The organism is Streptomyces sp. NBC_01283 (genome assembly GCF_041435335.1).
Lineage (GTDB): Bacteria > Actinomycetota > Actinomycetes > Streptomycetales > Streptomycetaceae > Streptomyces.
Genome location: NZ_CP108430.1, coordinates 3,122,512 through 3,139,597, shown reverse-complemented (window position 1 = coordinate 3,139,597; position 17,086 = coordinate 3,122,512). Strand labels below are relative to the sequence as shown.

The 17,086-nt window shown below is 69.5% G+C and carries 15 protein-coding genes; 5 read left to right on the top strand and 10 right to left on the bottom strand.

Translation table 11 applies throughout. The features are described 5' to 3' along the window. Positions 1-420: 420 nt before the first annotated feature. From OG302_RS14020 to OG302_RS14010, 3 genes are all read left to right on the top strand, one after another. Positions 421-1,038 (top strand): DUF6230 family protein, encoded by a 618-nt coding sequence (locus OG302_RS14020; protein WP_371527104.1) that lies wholly within the window; start codon positions 421-423, stop codon positions 1,036-1,038. 133 nt (positions 1,039-1,171) lie between these two features. After that, positions 1,172-1,726: a DUF6114 domain-containing protein gene (locus OG302_RS14015; RefSeq protein ID WP_371527103.1), complete on the top strand. Its 555-nt coding sequence runs from the start codon at positions 1,172-1,174 to the stop codon at positions 1,724-1,726. 127 nt (positions 1,727-1,853) lie between these two features. Continuing rightward, a complete protein-coding gene (locus OG302_RS14010) occupies positions 1,854-3,059 on the top strand; it encodes a hypothetical protein (RefSeq protein ID WP_371527102.1) in 1,206 nt (401 codons plus the stop codon). A 101-nt stretch (positions 3,060-3,160) separates the two neighbouring features. Here OG302_RS14010 and pyk read toward each other — a convergent pair whose 3' ends face one another. The 3 genes from pyk to pta all read right to left on the bottom strand — a co-directional run bounded on the left by pyk (position 3,161) and on the right by pta (position 8,028). After that, positions 3,161-4,591, bottom strand: coding sequence for a pyruvate kinase (pyk, locus tag OG302_RS14005; RefSeq protein ID WP_371527101.1), 1,431 nt, complete (start codon positions 4,589-4,591; stop codon positions 3,161-3,163). Positions 4,592-4,678: 87 nt separating this feature from the next. Continuing rightward, a complete protein-coding gene (locus tag OG302_RS14000) occupies positions 4,679-5,899 on the bottom strand; it encodes an acetate kinase (RefSeq protein WP_371527100.1) in 1,221 nt (406 codons plus the stop codon). Between the two features lie 44 nt (positions 5,900-5,943). Beyond that, positions 5,944-8,028: a phosphate acetyltransferase gene (gene pta, locus OG302_RS13995; RefSeq protein WP_371527099.1), complete on the bottom strand. Its 2,085-nt coding sequence runs from the start codon at positions 8,026-8,028 to the stop codon at positions 5,944-5,946. Positions 8,029-8,348: 320 nt separating this feature from the next. On the opposite strand from pta, the gene OG302_RS13990 reads away from it, so the two are divergent. Beyond that, positions 8,349-9,374, top strand: a complete 1,026-nt coding sequence (locus OG302_RS13990) for a 6-phosphofructokinase (protein WP_361833727.1) — start codon at positions 8,349-8,351, stop codon at positions 9,372-9,374. A gap of 14 nt (positions 9,375-9,388) precedes the next feature. On the opposite strand, the gene OG302_RS13985 is transcribed toward OG302_RS13990, so the two are convergent. From OG302_RS13985 to OG302_RS13970, 4 genes are all read right to left on the bottom strand, one after another. After that, a complete protein-coding gene (locus tag OG302_RS13985) occupies positions 9,389-10,021 on the bottom strand; it encodes a helix-turn-helix domain-containing protein (RefSeq protein WP_371527098.1) in 633 nt (210 codons plus the stop codon). 152 nt (positions 10,022-10,173) lie between these two features. Beyond that, positions 10,174-10,428, bottom strand: coding sequence for a hypothetical protein (locus tag OG302_RS13980; protein WP_371527097.1), 255 nt, complete (start codon positions 10,426-10,428; stop codon positions 10,174-10,176). Positions 10,429-10,515: 87 nt separating this feature from the next. Then, complete coding sequence (locus OG302_RS13975) at positions 10,516-11,544, bottom strand: hypothetical protein (RefSeq protein ID WP_371527096.1); 1,029 nt, start codon at positions 11,542-11,544, stop codon at positions 10,516-10,518. Further along, positions 11,532-12,188 (bottom strand): hypothetical protein, encoded by a 657-nt coding sequence (locus tag OG302_RS13970; protein ID WP_371527095.1) that lies wholly within the window; start codon positions 12,186-12,188, stop codon positions 11,532-11,534. Before OG302_RS13970 ends, OG302_RS13975 begins: the two co-directional genes overlap by 13 nt. 187 nt (positions 12,189-12,375) lie before the next feature. Here OG302_RS13970 and OG302_RS13965 point away from each other — a divergent pair, with 187 nt between their 5' ends. Next, positions 12,376-12,867, top strand: coding sequence for an HIT family protein (locus tag OG302_RS13965; protein ID WP_371527094.1), 492 nt, complete (start codon positions 12,376-12,378; stop codon positions 12,865-12,867). A gap of 12 nt (positions 12,868-12,879) precedes the next feature. Here the strand turns inward: OG302_RS13965 and OG302_RS13960 are convergent, their stop codons facing one another. The 3 genes from OG302_RS13960 to OG302_RS13950 are packed head-to-tail and all read right to left on the bottom strand — an operon-like array spanning position 12,880 to position 17,052. Beyond that, on the bottom strand, positions 12,880-15,186 hold the full coding sequence (locus OG302_RS13960) for a bifunctional serine/threonine-protein kinase/ABC transporter substrate-binding protein (protein ID WP_371527093.1): 2,307 nt from the start codon (positions 15,184-15,186) through the stop codon (positions 12,880-12,882). 60 nt (positions 15,187-15,246) lie between these two features. Beyond that, complete coding sequence (locus tag OG302_RS13955) at positions 15,247-16,128, bottom strand: carbohydrate ABC transporter permease (RefSeq protein ID WP_371527092.1); 882 nt, start codon at positions 16,126-16,128, stop codon at positions 15,247-15,249. Then, a complete protein-coding gene (locus tag OG302_RS13950; protein WP_371750118.1) occupies positions 16,129-17,052 on the bottom strand; it encodes a carbohydrate ABC transporter permease in 924 nt (307 codons plus the stop codon). It lies immediately after the preceding gene. Positions 17,053-17,086: the final 34 nt, after the last annotated feature.

Genomic DNA, 17,086 nt, shown 5'->3' with positions numbered 1-17,086 from the left:
ATACCGCGCGGTCGTGGTTCGGTTATCGCACCGTTACTAGCGAGTAACGAACCCCCTTGTGCGGGGGCCGAGAATGCACCACGATCGGCGACGCTCGGTCCAATAACCCGCAGCCCGAAAGCCAGTCGGGAGCGGGCTTTCTGGGTCCCCACCGAGCAGGCCGGAGACACCCCGTCGCCGGTCTTGGACAGGGGGGTCTCTGCCGTCCGGCAGGGCCTGTCCGGCAGGTTGTGCGTGTCGCGTGCGACCAGTGGTTGTCGCTCGGGGGTGATCGCCGGTGCTGAGTGGCGCAGTTTGCGCGCCTCCCATGCGGGCGCTCTCCTTCCCGAGGACGTAGCGCTTCTCCCATCCCTGCCCGGCTGAGCTGCCCGAAAGGGACCAGTCAGGGCCGGAGATGTACGTCCGAGAAGGAGGAAAGTCATGGAGTCCGTGGCTCGTGGCGGAACCAGATGGAAGCGGTTCGCCGTAGTCATGGTGCCGAGCGTCGCGGCGACTGCCGCGATAGGCGTGGCCCTCTCGCAGGGTGCACTCGCGGCATCGTTCAGTGTGTCCGGTCAGCAGTTCAAGGTGACTGCCGACCAGCTCGACGGTACGGGTTTCGTCCAGTACGGGGCGCTTGACAGCGGCAAGTCGGGTCACCACCCGGTCGCCGTCGTCGGCCTCGAATCGGCCAAGATCACCAACCTGTGTCAGTCCGTCGTCGTTCCGGTCCCCGTCTTCGGCGATGTGTCGATGACCCTCAAGGCCGGCGCCAAGGGCGGCCCGAGGGTCGAGGCGAAGAAGCTCTACATCGACGCCGATGACCTCAAGGCCGACGCGACGTTCACCAACGTCGACATCGGTGTCTCGGTCGACCAGACCACCAAGGGCCCGGGTCCGTCGAAGGGCGACAAGTACGCCCCCGACTCGTTCGCGCAGCAGGCTGACAAGGTGCGGTTCACCGGCGTCAAGCAGCGTGCGTGGGCGACCACCGCCGGCACCTTCAAGCTCTCTGGTCTGGGCATGTCGGTCAAGAAGGGCAAGCACGAGTGCTACTGAGGCTGATGCCTTAGCAGCGGTACTTGTTGCGAAACACGGCCGGGCGCGGGGGCGCGACGGTACTCGACAACCGTCCCCGTGCCCGAATCCGCAGGACACAGAACCAACGCCATTCCCCGAGGAGCTGTACGACATGAGCGCCGAAGCGCAAGTGGGGCTGGGAGACAAGCTCGGCCGGATGCGCCAATCGTTCCGAGGGTGGCGCGGTCAGCGCCCGTTCTGGGGTGGTCTGCTGACGTTGCTCGGCGGCATCCCGATCATGTACTTCCCGTACGCGAACCTCACGCTCGGCACGATGACGATCCGGATGGCGACGACCGCCGGTGCCGGCTCGCTGATCATCGGCGTCCTGCTTGTCGTGCTCGGCCTGACCATGTGGTTCCAGCCGCATTCGCGGATCTTCGCGGGTGTCGCGGCGATTCTGCTCGCCCTGGTCTCTCTGGTGGTCTCCAACTTCGGTGGCTTCGTCATCGGCTTCCTGCTCGCTCTGCTCGGCGGTGCCCTCGGCATCTCCTGGGCGGCGGCCAAGCCCGTGAAGGGGTCCGTGCGGAAGCGGACCGAAGGCCCCGACGACGGGGCGCCGGAGCCCGCGGCCGCGGGGGCCGCGAACGGGGTGAGCGGCACTACGGACGATCTGTCAGGAACGAGCCCGGACAACGGGACGAACGGGAGGCACCGTGCCGGCTGACGAGGTGCACCATGCGGACTCCGCGGGGGAGCCCCGCGCGAGATCCGGGCCGCGCCACGCGGCACCCAGAAAGCCGCTCCTCACTCGCCTGCACGTTCCGGCGGGCAAGGCGATAGCCATCGCGGCCATGCCGACCGCAGTCCTCATGGGCATGGGTCTGACCCCCCAGCTCGCGCAGGCCAAGCCGCTGCCGAAGAACCCCTTCCAGGACGGCCCGTGCGTCACGGCGCCGGACGACACCTCCAAGGAAGCCGACAAGGCTGCCGCGGACAAGGCGGAGAAGGAGAAGGCCGAGCAGGCGGAGGCCGAGAAGAAGGCTGCCGCCGAGAAGGCCGACAAGAGCGGCAAGGACGACTCCGGCAAGGCCACCGCCGAGCCGACGCCTTCGCCCTCCGCCGGTGACAAGGCGGGCTCGGACTCCGATGGCGCCGACGGCACCGACAAGGCCGAGCCGGCCCCGTCGACCTCGGAGGAGAAGACCGAGGAGCCCGCTCCGGAGCCCTCCGAGACCAAGAACCCGCTGGACCCGCTGGGTGTCGGTGACGCGCTCAAGGACCTCTTCACGCCCGACGAGGAGAAGTCCGAGAGCCCCGAGCCGACCCCCTCCGCCTCGGAGGAGACCACGTCCCCCGAGTCCCCCGAGGACAAGGCGAAGGACACGGTCGACGACGTCACCAAGCCGGTCGACGACACCCTCGACGGGGTCAAGGACGGCGTCAAGGACGGTGCCGACAAGGCCGGGGACACGGTCGACAAGGCCAAGGAGGACGCCGAGAAGGCCGCCGAAGAGGCTGCCGCCAAGGCGAAGGCCGAGGAGTCCGCGGACCCGATGGCGCCGGACGAGGACGGCAAGAAGCCGTTCCCGTGCGTGGTCGAGAAGAAGGTCGCCGGAGACGCCGAGCAGACGCCCTCGCCGATCCCGAACCAGCCGTGGTACCTGGAAGCCAGCTCGCTGACGCTGAAGGGCGCCGACTACCAGGGGGTCGTGAACCTGACGATGCCCAACGGCAAGACCAAGCAGTCCTTGAAGTACGTCATCGACAGCACGGACATCGGCGACCTGCACCAGATCGTCGATGGCCCGGCCGGCAAGAAGTACCACGTCGAGGCCGCCAAGGGTTCCACGTCCACGATCCGTAACGGCAAGACGACGATGTACACCGAGAGCATCTCGGGCAAGCTCTTCGGGCTCATCCCGATCACGTTCGACCCGGAGCACCCGCCGCCCCTGAACATCCCGCTGATCTACTTCACGGACGTGAAGGTCAAGCAGGCGGGCCAGTTCGGCGGCGAACTGCACGTACCCGGTCTGCACCAGTCGATCACCGACTGACTTCGGACCGCCCGGTCCCACGAACCACCGGGAGCCGCGAAGCGCCGAGGGCGCCCCCTGGATCAGGGGGCGCCCTCGGTGTCGTACGGGGAGGCGGTGCGTCAGTCGCGGCCGACGCCGCCCAGGTGGTGCACCCGGACCATGTTGGTGGTGCCGGGGACACCGGGGGGCGAACCGGCCGTGATGATCACGGTGTCGCCGTCGTTGAAGCGGTTCAGCTTGACCAGCTCGGCGTCCACGAGGTCGACCATCGCGTCGGTGTTGTCGACGTGCGGCACGACGTACGAGTCCACGCCCCAGCTCAGGGAGAGCTGGTTGCGGGTCGCCTCGTCGGTGGTGAAGGCCAGGATCGGCTGGGCCGCGCGGTAGCGGGACAGACGGCGGGCCGTGTCACCGGACTGCGTGAAGGCGATCAGTGCCTCGCCGCCCAGGAAGTCCGCGATCTCGCACGCGGCACGGGCCACCGAACCACCCTGCGTACGCGGCTTCTTGCCGGGCACGAGCGGCTGCAGGCCCTTGGCGAGCAGCTCCTCCTCGGCCGCCACGACGATCTTCGACATCGTCTTGACGGTCTCGATCGGGTACGCGCCCACGGACGACTCGGCGGACAGCATGACCGCGTCCGCGCCGTCCAGGATCGCGTTGGCGACGTCGGACGCCTCGGCGCGCGTGGGGCGCGAGTTGGTGATCATCGACTCCATCATCTGGGTCGCGACGATCACCGGCTTGGCGTTGCGGCGGCACATCTCCACGAGGCGCTTCTGCACCATCGGGACCTTCTCGAGCGGGTACTCGACGGCCAGGTCACCACGGGCGACCATGACGGCGTCGAAGGCCGCGACGACGCCCTCCATGTTGGCGACGGCCTGCGGCTTCTCCACCTTGGCGATGACGGGGACCCGGCGGCCCTCCTCGTCCATCACCTTGTGGACGTCCTTGACGTCGCCGGCGTCGCGCACGAAGGACAGGGCGACCATGTCGCAGCCCATCCTCAGGGCGAAGCGCAGGTCCTCGACGTCCTTCTCGGAGAGCGCGGGCACGTTCACGGCCGCGCCGGGCAGGTTGATGCCCTTGTGGTCGGAGATGACACCGCCCTCGACGACGATCGTCTTCACCTGCGGGCCGCTCACCTCGACGACGCGCAGCTCGACGTTGCCGTCGTTGATCAGGACCTGGTCGCCCTTGGAGACGTCACCGGGCAGGCCCTTGTAGGTGGTGCCACAGATGGACTTGTCACCGGGGACGTCCTCGGTGGTGATGGTGAACTCGTCACCGCGCACCAGCTCGACGGGGCCCTCGGCGAAGGTCTCCAGGCGGATCTTCGGACCCTGCAGGTCGGCGAGGACGCCGACGGCACGTCCGGTCTTGTCGGCAGCCGCACGGACGCGGTCGTACCGCCCCTGGTGCTCGGCGTGCGTGCCGTGGCTGAAGTTGAAGCGGGCCACGTTCATGCCGGCTTCGATCAGCGAGACGAGCTGCTCTTCGGAGTCGACGGCGGGGCCCAGCGTGCAGACGATTTTGGAACGGCGCATAGGGGCGATCCTATCGGTTTGTTTCGCTTCGGAATATTCCGTCTGGTGGAATCTACAAATGGGCGTAAGGCCGCTCAGGCGTGGCCTTCACGAGGGGTCGCCGAGCGACGCCACGAGCGCGTAGGTCTGCTGCGCGATCTCCAGCTCCTCGTCGGTGGGGACGACGGCGACCGCGACCCGCGCGTACTCCGGCGAGATCAGCCGGGCCTCGTCGGAACGTACAGCGTTGAGCTCTCCGTCGACCACGAGGCCCAGCTCCTCCAGACCCGCGACGGCAGCCTCCCGCACCGGCGCCGCGTTCTCACCGACCCCCGCCGTGAACGCGATGGCGTCCACCCGGCCGAGTACCGCGTAGTAGGCGCCGATGTACTTCTTCAGGCGGTGGATGTAGATGTCGAAGGCGAGCGCGGCGGCCTCGTCGCCCTCGTCGATCCGGCGCCGGATCTCCCGCATGTCGTTGTCGCCGCAGAGTCCGACCAGACCGCTCTTCTTGTTGAGCAGGGTGTCGACCTCGTCGACCGACATCCCGCCGACGCGGGCCAGGTGGAAGACGACCGCCGGATCCACGTCACCGGAACGGGTACCCATCACGAGCCCCTCAAGCGGCGTGAGCCCCATCGATGTCTCCACGCACCTGCCGCCCCGCACGGCGCTCGCGGACGCGCCGTTGCCCAGGTGCAGCACGATGACGTTCACGTCATCGGGCGTCCTGCCGAGCAGCTTGGCGGTCTCCCGGGACACGTACGCGTGCGACGTCCCGTGGAAGCCGTAGCGCCGCACGCGGTGCTGGTCGGCGGTGGCCACGTCGATCGCGTAGCGCGCTGCCGACTCCGGCATCGTCGTGTGGAACGCCGTGTCGAAGACGGCGACCTGCGGGAGGTCCGGGCGCAGTGCCTGGGCCGTGCGGATGCCGGTGATGTTGGCCGGGTTGTGCAGCGGCGCCACCGGCACGAGCCGCTGGATCTCCGCGAGCACCTCGTCCGTGATGACCGTCGGCGCGGTGAACTTCAGACCGCCGTGCACCACGCGGTGGCCGATCGCGGCCAGGTCGGGGGAGTCCAGGCCGAGCCCGTCGGCGGCCAGCTCGGCGGCGACCGCCCGCAGGGCCGCCTCGTGGTCGGCGATCGGCTCGTCGCGCTCGCGCTCCTCGCCGCCGCCCGTCAGCGGGGTGTGCTTGAGCCGCGAGGTCGCCTCGCCGATGCGCTCGACCAGGCCGACCGCGAGACGGGAGCTGTCCCGCATGTCGAGCAGCTGGTACTTCACCGACGAGGAGCCGGAGTTGAGGACGAGGACACGGGTGGCGCTCACAGGAGGAATGCTTTCTGTAGACGTCATACGGGGACTGCCGGGTGCTACGCGGAGGTGGTCGGGGCGCCCTGGGCCTGGATCGCGGTGATCACGACGGTGTTGACGATGTCCTGCACGAGGGCGCCGCGGGACAGGTCGTTGACCGGCTTGCGCAGGCCCTGGAGGACCGGGCCGACGGCGATCGCGCCGGCCGAGCGCTGCACGGCCTTGTACGTGTTGTTGCCGGTGTTCAGGTCCGGGAAGATCAGCACGCTGGCCTGGCCCGCGACCTCCGAGTCCGGCAGCTTCGTCGCCGCCACCGAGGGCTCCACGGCGGCGTCGTACTGGATCGGGCCCTCGATCTTCAGGTCGCTGCGGCTCTCCCGCACCAGCTCGGTCGCCTCGCGCACCTTGTCGACGTCGGCGCCCGAACCTGACGTGCCCGTCGAGTACGAGAGCATCGCGATCCGCGGCTCCACGCCGAACTGCTCGGCGGTGGCCGCCGCCTGGACGGCGATGTCGGCGAGCTGCACCGCGTTCGGATCCGGATTGACCGCGCAGTCGCCGTAGACGAGCACCTTGTCGGCCAGGCACATGAAGAAGACGGAGCTGACGATCGAGGCGTCGGGCTTCGTCTTGATGATCTCGAAGGCGGGCCGGATGGTGGCGGCCGTGGAGTGCACGGACCCCGACACCATGCCGTCGGCGAATCCTTCCTGCACCATCAGGGTGCCGAAGTAGTTCACGTCCGCGACGACATCGTGCGCGAGCTCGACGGTGACGCCCTTGTGGGCACGGAGCTCGGCGTACTTGGCGGCGAACGCGTCCCGCAGCTCGGAGGTCTGCGGGTCGATGAGCTGCGAGTCGGCGAGGTCGACGCCGAGGTCCGCGGCCTTCTTGCGGATCTGCTCGACGGGGCCCAGCAGCGTCAGGTCGCAGACACCGCGGCGCAGCAGCACGTCGGCGGCGCGCAGGACGCGCTCCTCGGTGCCCTCGGGCAGGACGACGCGGCGCTTGTCGGAGCGCGCCTGCTCCAGGAGCTTGTGCTCGAACATCATCGGCGTGACGCGGTCGCTGCTGGGCGCCTGTACGCGGGTGAGCAGCCCCGCCGTGTCGACGTACCGCTCGAAGAGCCCGAGGGCCGTCTCCGCCTTGCGGGGCGTGGCGGCGTTCAACTTCCCCTCCAAAGCGAAGAGTTCGCCCGCGGTGGGGAAGGAGCCGCCGGAGACCGCGATGACCGGGGTGCCGGGCGCGAGGCGGTCGGCGAGCTTCAGGATCGCCTCGCCCGGCTGTTCGTTGAGGGTGAGCAGGACGCCCGCGATGGGCGGCGTACCGGCGCTGTGCGCGGCGAGCGAGCCCACGACGAGGTCGGCGCGGTCGCCGGGGGTGACCACGAGGCAGCCCGGGGTCAGGGCGTTCAGGAAGTTCGGCAGCATCGCGCCGCCGAAGACGAAGTCGAGCGCGTCACGGGCCAGGCCCGCGTCGTCGCCGAGCACGACGCGCCCGCCGAGGGCGTGGGTGATCTGGGCGACCGTGGGGGCGGCGAGCGCGGGCTCGTCCGGCAGGACGTAGCTGGGCACGGGGAGGCCCGCCGCGAGGCTGTCGTGGATCTCGTCGCGGTCGGCGGGCGCCACCCGGTTGGTGACCATCGCCAGGACGTCGCAGCCCAGGCTCTCGTACGCGCGATAGGCGTTGCGCGTCTCGGAGCGGACCGATTCGGCGGTCTGGTTCTTGCCGCCGACGACGGGTATCACGGAGGCGCCGAACTCGTTGGCGAGGCGCGCGTTGAGCGACAGCTCGTCCGGGAGCTGGGTGTCGGCGAAGTCCGTGCCGAGCACGAGAACGATCTCGTAGTCCCGCGCCACCCGGTGAAAACGGTCGACGAGCTGGGAGACCAGCTCGTCGGTGCCCTGCTCGGCCTGGATCGCGGAGGCCTCGTGGTAATCCATCCCGTACCCGGATGCCGCGTCCTGCGCCAGCCGGTAGCGGGCCCGTAGAAGATCGAAAAGACGATCCGGCCCGTCGTGGACGAGTGGACGGAAGACCCCCACCCGGTCGACCTGGCGGGTCAGGAGTTCCATGACTCCCAGCTCGATGACCTGGCGGCCGTCGCCCCGGTCGATCCCGGTCACGTACACGCTGCGCGTCACGCGTGCTCTCCCCTTCGTCGCTGCTCCGCTGCGGTTTTCCCTGGCCGCCCGGCGAGACCGGGCGACTTCCGTCAAGGCCGGACAAATGACCCGATATGGTTGCCGTGCCTTCTTGACAATACCTCTGCGGCTGGCTAGGTCGCCCGCCGGACGAAAGGCCTCAGGGGGCGGGCACAAAGGCCCTCTCCCCAGGTCTCCCCAGGATCGGGCGGAGCAGGCGTGGGGCGGGAGTGGTGGTTGTGTGAGCAGCGACCGCTGCGCGGCCATGGAACAATCAGACCGGCTCACAAGTATCAACAGCGAGCAGGAGACACAGCACGATGCGCATCGGAATTCTCACCGCAGGCGGCGACTGCCCCGGCCTCAACGCAGTGATCCGGTCGGTCGTGCACCGAGCCGTCACGCACTACGGCGACGAGGTCATCGGCTTCGAGGACGGTTACGCGGGCCTGCTCGACGGCCGCTACCGCTCCCTCGGCCTGAACGAGGTCAGCGGCATCCTGGCCCGTGGCGGAACGATTCTTGGCTCCTCCCGCCTGGAGCGCGACCGCTTCCGTGCGGCCTGCGAGGACGCGCCCGCGCTCGCCAAGGAGATCGGCTTCGACGTCCTGATCCCCATCGGCGGCGAGGGCACGCTCACGGCGGCGAAGATGCTGTCGGACGCGGGCCTCCCGGTGGTGGGCGTCCCCAAGACCATCGACAACGACATCTCCTCCACCGACCGCACCTTCGGCTTCGACACGGCGGTGGGTGTCGCGACGGAGGCGATGGACCGCCTCAAGACGACGGCCGAGTCCCACCAGCGCGTGATGGTCGTCGAGGTCATGGGCCGCCACGCGGGCTGGATCGCCCTGGAGTCCGGCATGGCGGGCGGCGCCCACGGCATCTGCCTCCCCGAGCGCCCCTTCGACCCCGCTGACCTGGTCAAACTGGTCGAGGAGCGGTTCTCGCGCGGCAAGAAGTTCGCGGTGATCTGCGTGGCCGAGGGCGCGCACCCGCAGGAGGGCACCATGAATTACGGTGTCGGCGCGATCGACCAGTTCGGCCACGAGCGCTTCCAGGGCATCGGCACGGCGCTCGCGTACGAACTGGAGACCCGCCTCGGCAAGGAGGCCAAGCCGGTCATCCTCGGCCACGTCCAGCGCGGCGGCACCCCGACGGCGTACGACCGCGTCCTCGCCACCCGCTTCGGCTGGCACGCGGTGGAGGCGGCGCACCGCGAGGAGTTCGGCCGGATGACGGCGCTGCGGGGCACGGACATCACGATGGTGCCGCTGGCGGAGGCGGTCACCGAGCTGAAGACGGTGCCGAAGGACCGGATGGACGAGGCGGAGTCGGTGTTCTAGCCGGAGGAGTCCTGCTAGGAGTGCCCCGCCCCCCGTACCTGCGCCCAGAAGTGCTCCAGGATCTTGTCCAGGAAGTCCTTCCCGGCGCTCCCCGAGGCATCGGCCCCGGCCCCGCCGCCCCAGCTGAGCGTCCGGACCATGCGCGACTGGTAGTCGGCGTGGAGCTGCTGCAGCACGTCCTCGACGTGCCGCTTCTGCACGGGCAGCATCTTGCTGACGGGCCGCACGTACCCCTGCCATCGGCTCGTGACGGCGCTGCGCAGCAGCTCGGCGAGGTCGTCGGCGCGCCCGATGACGTTGATGAAGTCGGGCAGGGGGAGCTGGAGCACCTCGGCGAGCGCGGCGGACTGCCGGTCGTTGCCGCGCCAGGTGTTGGTCTCCTCCATGTGCAGATAGGCCTGGATCTCGACGCCGGACCCCCGCGCCACGTCCTCGGGCGCGAGCCCACGGGCGAGGCGGTGCTCGCGCAGGGTGGTCGCGGCGCCCATGAGCTCGCCGGGGGAGCACCACAGGGTGCCGGCGAGGGCGGTGAGCTCGGCGGAGGTGGGCGCGGCGAGCCCGCGCTCCCAGGCGGCGATGGTCTCCGGGGTGATGTAGGTGAGCCCATAGCTCGCCCGCATCCCGTAGGCGACGTGCCCGTGTGCCATCCCCAGAGCCTCACGGAGGCGCCGGGCGGCGGGGAAGTTGAACGGTGGCGTGGGCTGGTGCGGCGGTCGGCTCGGTTGCACGGGCACACGGTATGGGTGTGGGGCGCCGGCGACTACGGTGCGTTCATACGAGGTTGCGGATTGGTGCGAAGCTACGGGGCGTTTGTGCCTCCATCGGACAAGCCTCCCGACGCGTGTGTTTCCCGGAAGGGCAGCCCGACGCGGATCTTGATCTGCCGGTCACCGTGCTGCCCGACGACGCCTGCGACGCGCTGCCCGACGTGCGGCAGGGGGGCCGGGGGAGCGGCGGGGTCGTTGACCGTGCCGTCGGGGCCTTCGGCCGAGGCGCCGCCGACCAGCGCCTGGAGGAGCCGGGTCAGCTGCAGGTCCGCGTCCAGGCGGCACATCCGCCGCGCGGCGTCGTGAGGTGAGTTGGCCCGGACCCCAAGGAGCGGGGGTCCAGGCCCGATTGCTCACTCATGTCGGACCGTCGGCTATCGGTTGATCGACTGGATCTCCTCGACCACCACGTCCTGGTCCGCGCCGAACTCCCCGTCGGGCAGCGCCTTTTCGCCGTCCACGCCCGTTCCGGTCCAGTGGATCTTCCACGTGACCGTTGCCTTGAGCGGGTACGAGCCGTCGCCGGACGAGCGGAGGTACTTCACGCCGCAGGGCGGGTCCTCCTTGGACTTGCCCTTGGCGTACGGCTCGCCGATCTTCCCGCCGTCGATCGGGCAGACGCCTGAGGCGGGGTAGGTCTGGGCGTCCTTGGTGCCGGGGTCGATCTTGAGGGAGGTCGGCTCGGCGGTCACCGTCGCCTGGATGTCGAGGACCGGCACCGAGGCTGTCACCGAGACCGGCTTGAACTCGGCCTTGTCCAGCCACGCCCAGGTGGGGAGATTGACCTTCGTGGTCTCCGCCGGGGCGAGCGTGACCTCGGTGTCGGGCACGCGGATCTCCGCGTACGCGAGCTGCGCGAGGATCTCAGGAGTGACGGCCTCCGGGGTGTCCGCCGGGGGCGGGTCACCCTTGTCGACCCAGAAGTACGGCTTGGTGCAGTCGAGCGCACCCGGGGCGCCTATCCCGCCCTCGGGTATGAAGCTGTCCCACCAGTAGCCCTTGCCGGCCTTCTCCTTGTTGAAGTCCTTGTAGGGCTGCCCGTCGACGTAGCGGTTGCGCTGCGACAGGTCCCACTCCGACCCGGTGGACTCGGCGGCCCAGATCGGCTCGAGCTTCTTCTGGAGCTGAGCCGGGGAGAACGCGGGAGCGTAATAGCAGGGCGGGGGCGTCCAGTTGGTGGCCGGGGTCACCGGTCCCGCCTTGCCGCCCTTGCCGTTCTTCGAGCGGTCGTAGACGATGCGTCCCGCGGTGGCCGACAGATTCTGGCCGTCGCTGTCCGCGTCCACCTGCGTCTCGGAGCCGCCTCCGGGGTCGATGTCGGCCCACGCCTGCGGGCTGCTCAAGGCGACCGCCAGGCCCGCGAAGAATGCCGTCAGGGCTGTGGCCCTTCCTACGGTTGGCATTGAGCTGCCCCTCTTGTGGAGATGATCTGCGATGTCTGCCACGTGCCGTTGTCGTTCTTGACCAGTTGCGTGTTGTAGGAGACGTAACTGTTCTTGGTGACCGGGGTCTTGTCGACCTTGCCGGTCTTCTTTTTCTTCGTGTAGCCCTTTCCTTCGTCCGCACAGAAGGAGAGCGTGGCGGTCTTCTTGTCCTTGAGCGTCACCTGACGGTCGTAGTAACGCACGTCTCCCGTGAGGGAGAGACCGGCATCCTTGAACTTCCCGACCCAAGTCACCGCGGCTTCCAGGGCCTTGCCGGTGTTGTAGTAGCCGACCGCCTCACCCTTCGGGTCCGTTCCTGTGATGGCGGCATTCACGGCCCGCATGCGCTCGGCGTTGTCCGCGAGCACCGCCTTCTTCGCGGCGTCCCCGGTGCGGGGCTCCTCGAAGGTCATCGTCAGGTCGTCCGGGAGCTTGATCTCGGGGCGGCCGGAATCCTCCGACGGGCTCGCGCTCGGTGATGCCGACTTCTTGCCGCCCTCCTGCTCTGCCCCGGCGATCTTGTCGTTCTCCTTGGACTCGTCGTCGCCGCTTCCACAGGCGGTCAGCAGCAGAGCTGCGGACGCGGTGAGGGCGACCGTCGCGAGACGGATAGGGCGGTTCACTGAAGGCTCCTGGTGAGGGTGAGAGTTGGCGCGAGCTAAGCACGCTAGTGGGCGCCGATCGGCGGCACCAGAGAGATATCTGCTACGCAATGGGGCGGGAGGTGCGTATCCCGGTGAATCCGGGCGGTGTATTAATCCCGGGGTACACGCATGTCGGAAGCCGAGTGGGGAGTGCATGCTCATGGGTATGGACCGAAAAGCCATGGATCTTGAGGGATATATGGAGCGGGCGCGCAGCGGGCCCTGCTTTGTCTGTGCGTTCGTCGCCGGGGATCCTGACTACGCCCATCACACCGTCTACGAGGACGACACCCACGTCGCGTTCCTCGATCGGTGGCCCACCCTCCCCGGCAAGGTCCTCGTCGCGCCGAAAGCCCATGTCGAGCACGTCGTCCGCGATCTCGACGAGGCGGCGTACACGCGGGTCATGCTCGTCGTGCGGAAGGTCGCCCTCGCCGTCGAGCGGGTCCTCGACGCCGAGCGGACCTACCTCTACTCCCTCGGCAGTCAGGAAGGGAACAGCCACCTCCACTGGCACATCGCCGCCCTGCCGCCCGGAGTCCCGTACGAGGAGCAGCAGTTCCACGTCCTCATGACCGAGAACGGTGTGCTGGACGTGGAGCCGGAGGAGACGGCCGACCTCGCCGCCCGGATCCGGGCCGCCGTCGAGCCCTCCTAGCCGCCACGGCCCCTACTGCTTCGTCGGCCTGTACTTCTTGTCGACCTTGCCGATCTCGCTCCAGGCGTGCGCGCCCCGGCGGTCGAACCACACCGGCCGTTCGCGTGCCGAGCGGCGCTTCTCGAAGGAGACCTCGGCGAGTACGCCGTTGACCGAGACGCGCTGGATCCCGCGGTCCAGGGTGTGCCGCAGCGACGTGGCCGCATCCCCGGCGGGGAGCTCCTTGAGCGCGGTGGCCAGGGCCAGTGCGCCGTCGTACAGCTCCTGGTTTCCGCGTGCGGGGAGGTTGTCGTCGGGCTCGCCCGCGTAGTTGCGGGTGCGCAGCACCCCTTCGGGGACGTTCTTGTCCCGCTGCTCGGCCGCCGACCGCTCCTCCGAGTCCTCGCAGATGCCCTCCGGGCCGCTCTGGGTCAGCACGGGACCGTCGAAGCCGTCCGCCTTCAGCGCCTTGGCCCAGACACCGGCGGACGTGCCCGTGGGCACCACCACCGCGTCCGCGCGTGCCCCGGCGACCAGCGCGGGGATCCGCGACGTCTTCACCTTGTGGGGGTCGACGTCCAGCGCCTCCGTGGTGACGCCGCCCTTGCGCAGGGCGGTGCCGATGCCGTCCTCGCGGTTCACCCAGAGCCTGTCCTCGGCCACCAGTACCCGGCGGGCCGTCGTCTCCGACCGGAGGTACTCGGCCATCGCCTCGCCCTGCCGCGCGTCATCGGCGGGGATCGCGAACGCGCCCTCGGCGTGCGCGACTTCGGAACACGTGCTGATCTCCGGCAGGAACGCCTCGTCCGTGTCGTGCACCCAGGAGAAGTCGGCGGTGTCACCGATGACGGCGAGCATGTCCGGGTGCTCGGCGAGCATCTCGCGGGCCGTCGTGTCCGGGTCGGCGGACACGGGGACGAGCCGGAAGCGGCTGCGGCTCTTCGTGCCGAGCGCCTCCGAGAAGGCGGACGCGACGGTGCGCCGCTGCTGCGTCGTGAACTGGTCGTACTCCGACTTCTCGTACGTGTCCCCACCGCTGGAGTGTTCGGCGCCGACGTGCCGGTAGCTGTGGGCGACGCCGATCGTGTAGACGGCCGGGGCGTCACCGGCGCCGGACGCGGACGCGGACCCGGTGTCGGATGCGGCGAGGGAACGTATGCCGAGGCCCGTCGGGATGCTGACCGCCAGGATGAGCGCGGCGGGGATCAGCAGACGCCGTCCGCGCGAGCGGCGGCGGGGCTCGGGAGCGGCGGCGTCCTTGCGGACGGCCGTCGGGTGGGGGCGGGCGTCCTCGATGCGGGCGGCGGGCTCGGTGCGCGCGTTCGCGACCCGGGCAGCCGCGGGCGCGGGCTGCTCGCGCCGGCCCTCGGCGTGGACCGTCGGCGGGTGTGCCGGCCCGTCCGCACCCGGGACGGCATCCTGCACGTCGTCCGAAGCAGGCGCCGAGGCCGGTGCCGAAGCCGAAGCCTCGTAAGCGGAGGAGCCGCCCCGCGCCCCCTCCGCCTCCGCGATCCCCAGGATCCGTTCGAGCGTCGTAGCCGCGTCCGCGGGCCGGTCGGCCGGGTCCTTGGCGAGGAGGTCGAGCACGAGGCGTTCGACCGGCGCCGTCACCTCGGCCCGCGCCCGCGAGGGCCGCAGCGGCGCGTCGTTGACGTGGTTGTACATGACGCCGGCCGCCGTGCCGGTGAACGGCGGTCTGCCGACGAGGAGTTCGTAGAGGACGCAGCCGAGCGCGTACAGGTCGGTGCGTCCGTCGCCCGCCTCCTGGCGGAACCGCTCGGGGGCCAGGTACGGCACGCTGCCGAACGGCAGTTGCCCCGTCTGCGTCAGGCGGGAGTCGCCCGCGGCGCGCTCCATGAAGGTCGCGATGCCGAAGTCGACGACCTTGGCGGTGCCGTCCGGCGCGATCATGACGTTGCCGGGCTTGATGTCACGGTGCACGATGCCCGCCGCGTGCGCGGCGTCCAGGGCACGGCAGATGTCCGCCGCCCAGCGCAGCGCGTCCGCCACGGGCACGCGGACGCTCTCGCGCAGCACGTGGTCGAGCGAGCGCCCCTGCACCATGGCCATCACCAGGTACGGGGTGTTCTCGTCCGTGCCGTGGTCATGGACGGCGACGATGTCCGGACTGTCCAGCGAGGCCGCGGCGCGCGCCTCCTGCCGGAAGCGCGCAAGGAGCTGCTCCAGCTCATCCGCACCGGCGGAATCCGCCGGCACGAAGACCTTGACGGCCACCTCCCGCCCCAGACTCCGGTCCCGTGCCCGCCAGACCTCTCCCATGCCGCCCGCGCCGAGCCGCTCAAGCAGCTCGTACCGGCCGTTCAGCAAACGCCCCCGCATGTGCCCTCCCTCAGACCCGGTGATCCTAGCCAGCGGGTCGGACGGCCGAAGCAGGGCCGGTCATCCCTTCACCGCACCCCCCAACGCGAACCCCCCGCCAAGGCGGCGTGAGATCAGGACGTACAGGAGGATCACCGGGGTTGAGTAGATGATCGAGAACGCTGCCAGTTGGCCGTAGATCACTGTTCCCTTGTTGCCGAAGAAGTCGTTGATGCTGACCGAGGCCGGCATCTGTTCCGGGGTCAGGAGCAGCATGAACGGGACGAAGAAGTTGCCCCACATCATGACGAAGGAGAAGACCGTCACCACGGCGACGCCGGGCCCCATCAAGGGGAGCACGATGCGCAGCAGGGACTGGAACGACGAGGCGCCGTCCGTCCAGGCCGCCTCCTCCAGTTCCTTCGGGACGCCGTCCATGAAGTTCTTCATCAGCCAGATGGCGAAGGGGAGTTGGGACGCGGCGAAGAAGAAGATCGTGCCCTGCATCGTGTCGATCAGGTCGACCTGGACGAACAGTGCGTAGACCGGGACCATGATCGCCGTGATCGGCAGGCTCGTCGCGAAGAGGATCGTCAGCATGAAGGGGCGGTTCAGGCGGGACCTGAAGCGGGAGAGCGGGTAGGCGGCGAGCGCCGCGCAGACCACCGTCAGGAGAGTGCCTCCGCCACACAGCAGCAGGCTGTTGAGGAGGGGTGTGAAGGTGATCTCCGGGGTCAGGACCGCGTCGTAGTTGTCCAGGGTGAGGCCGTCGGGGACCTTCACCTTGAGGTCCGCCTTGGTGTCGAGCGACGACAGGATCACCCAGGCCAGCGGCAGCACGAACGCCGCCGCCACGACCAGCAGGCCCCCGTCCGCGGCCAGGCGTCTCGCCGTGCGGCGTGAACGCGGGCTCCGGGTGGGCGACTTGGCGGTGCTTGCGGTGCTTGCGGTGTTGGCCGGCACTCAGACCTCCGTGCGGAGCAGGCGCATGTAGACGAGGGAGAAGAGTGAGCCGACGACCAGGAGCAGAAGCGCCACCGCCGTGCCGTAACCGATCATGCTCTTCTGGAAGGCCTGTTCGTACATGAACAGGGGGAGGGTCTGGCTGCGGTTTCCCGGGCCGCCCCGCGTCATCACCCAGATCAGACCGAAGACCGACAGGGTCTGCAGGGTGTTCAGCATCAGGTTCGTGCCGATGGAGCGGCGGATCATCGGCAGCGTGATGTGCCACATGCGGCGCCAGCCGCCCGCGCCGTCCACTTCGGCCGCCTCGGTGATCTCCTTGGGGATCTCGTTCAGGGCCGCGGAGTAGACCAGCATCGAGAACGCCGTCCCCCGCCACACGTTGGCGAACGACACCGCCAGGATCGGCAGCGTGTACATCCAGTTCTGGGGCGGGAGATGGAGGAAGTCCAGGACAGCGTTGAGGGTGCCTTCGCGGCGGAAGAACGCGTACAGGAGGAAGGCCGCCACGACCTCCGGCAGCACCCACGCCGTGATCACGATCGCGCCCGTGATCGTACGGATCGGCTTGGACGCCCGCTGCATCAGGGACGCGAGCGCGAGGCCGATGGTGTTCTGCCCGATGAGCGAGGACACGACCGTGAAGACCAGCGTCAGCCAGACGGCGTTGAGGAACGCCTCGTCGCCGAAGGCCTTACGGAAGTTGTCGAACCCGACGAAGCTCGACTCCGCCTGGCCGGTGAGCTGGAGGTCGGTGAAGGCGATGTAGGCGCAGTAGCCGATGGGGCCCGCGAGGAAGAGCAGCAGCAGGACGACGGCGGGGGAGACGGGCAGCGCGCGGGACAGGGCCCGGCCCGTCGGCTTGCGGCGGGACGGGGGCCGCGCGGGGCGCGGGGCGCCAGGCCCCGGCGCGGTCTTCGCGATGTCGCCCGGCCCGGCGGGGGGTGCGGTGGTCACC

Coding starts and splice junctions, on each gene's coding strand:
- OG302_RS14020 (WP_371527104.1), top strand. CDS start 421: ATGGAGTCCGTGGCTCGTGGCGGAACCAGATGGAAGCGGTTCGCCGTA.
- OG302_RS14015 (WP_371527103.1), top strand. CDS start 1,172: ATGAGCGCCGAAGCGCAAGTGGGGCTGGGAGACAAGCTCGGCCGGATG.
- OG302_RS14010 (WP_371527102.1), top strand. CDS start 1,854: ATGCCGACCGCAGTCCTCATGGGCATGGGTCTGACCCCCCAGCTCGCG.
- pyk (WP_371527101.1), bottom strand. CDS start 4,591: ATGCGCCGTTCCAAAATCGTCTGCACGCTGGGCCCCGCCGTCGACTCC.
- OG302_RS13990 (WP_361833727.1), top strand. CDS start 8,349: ATGCGCATCGGAATTCTCACCGCAGGCGGCGACTGCCCCGGCCTCAAC.
- OG302_RS13985 (WP_371527098.1), bottom strand. CDS start 10,021: ATGGCACACGGGCACGTCGCCTACGGGATGCGGGCGAGCTATGGGCTC.
- OG302_RS13980 (WP_371527097.1), bottom strand. CDS start 10,428: ATGTGCCGCCTGGACGCGGACCTGCAGCTGACCCGGCTCCTCCAGGCG.
- OG302_RS13975 (WP_371527096.1), bottom strand. CDS start 11,544: ATGCCAACCGTAGGAAGGGCCACAGCCCTGACGGCATTCTTCGCGGGC.
- OG302_RS13965 (WP_371527094.1), top strand. CDS start 12,376: ATGGACCGAAAAGCCATGGATCTTGAGGGATATATGGAGCGGGCGCGC.
- OG302_RS13960 (WP_371527093.1), bottom strand. CDS start 15,186: ATGCGGGGGCGTTTGCTGAACGGCCGGTACGAGCTGCTTGAGCGGCTC.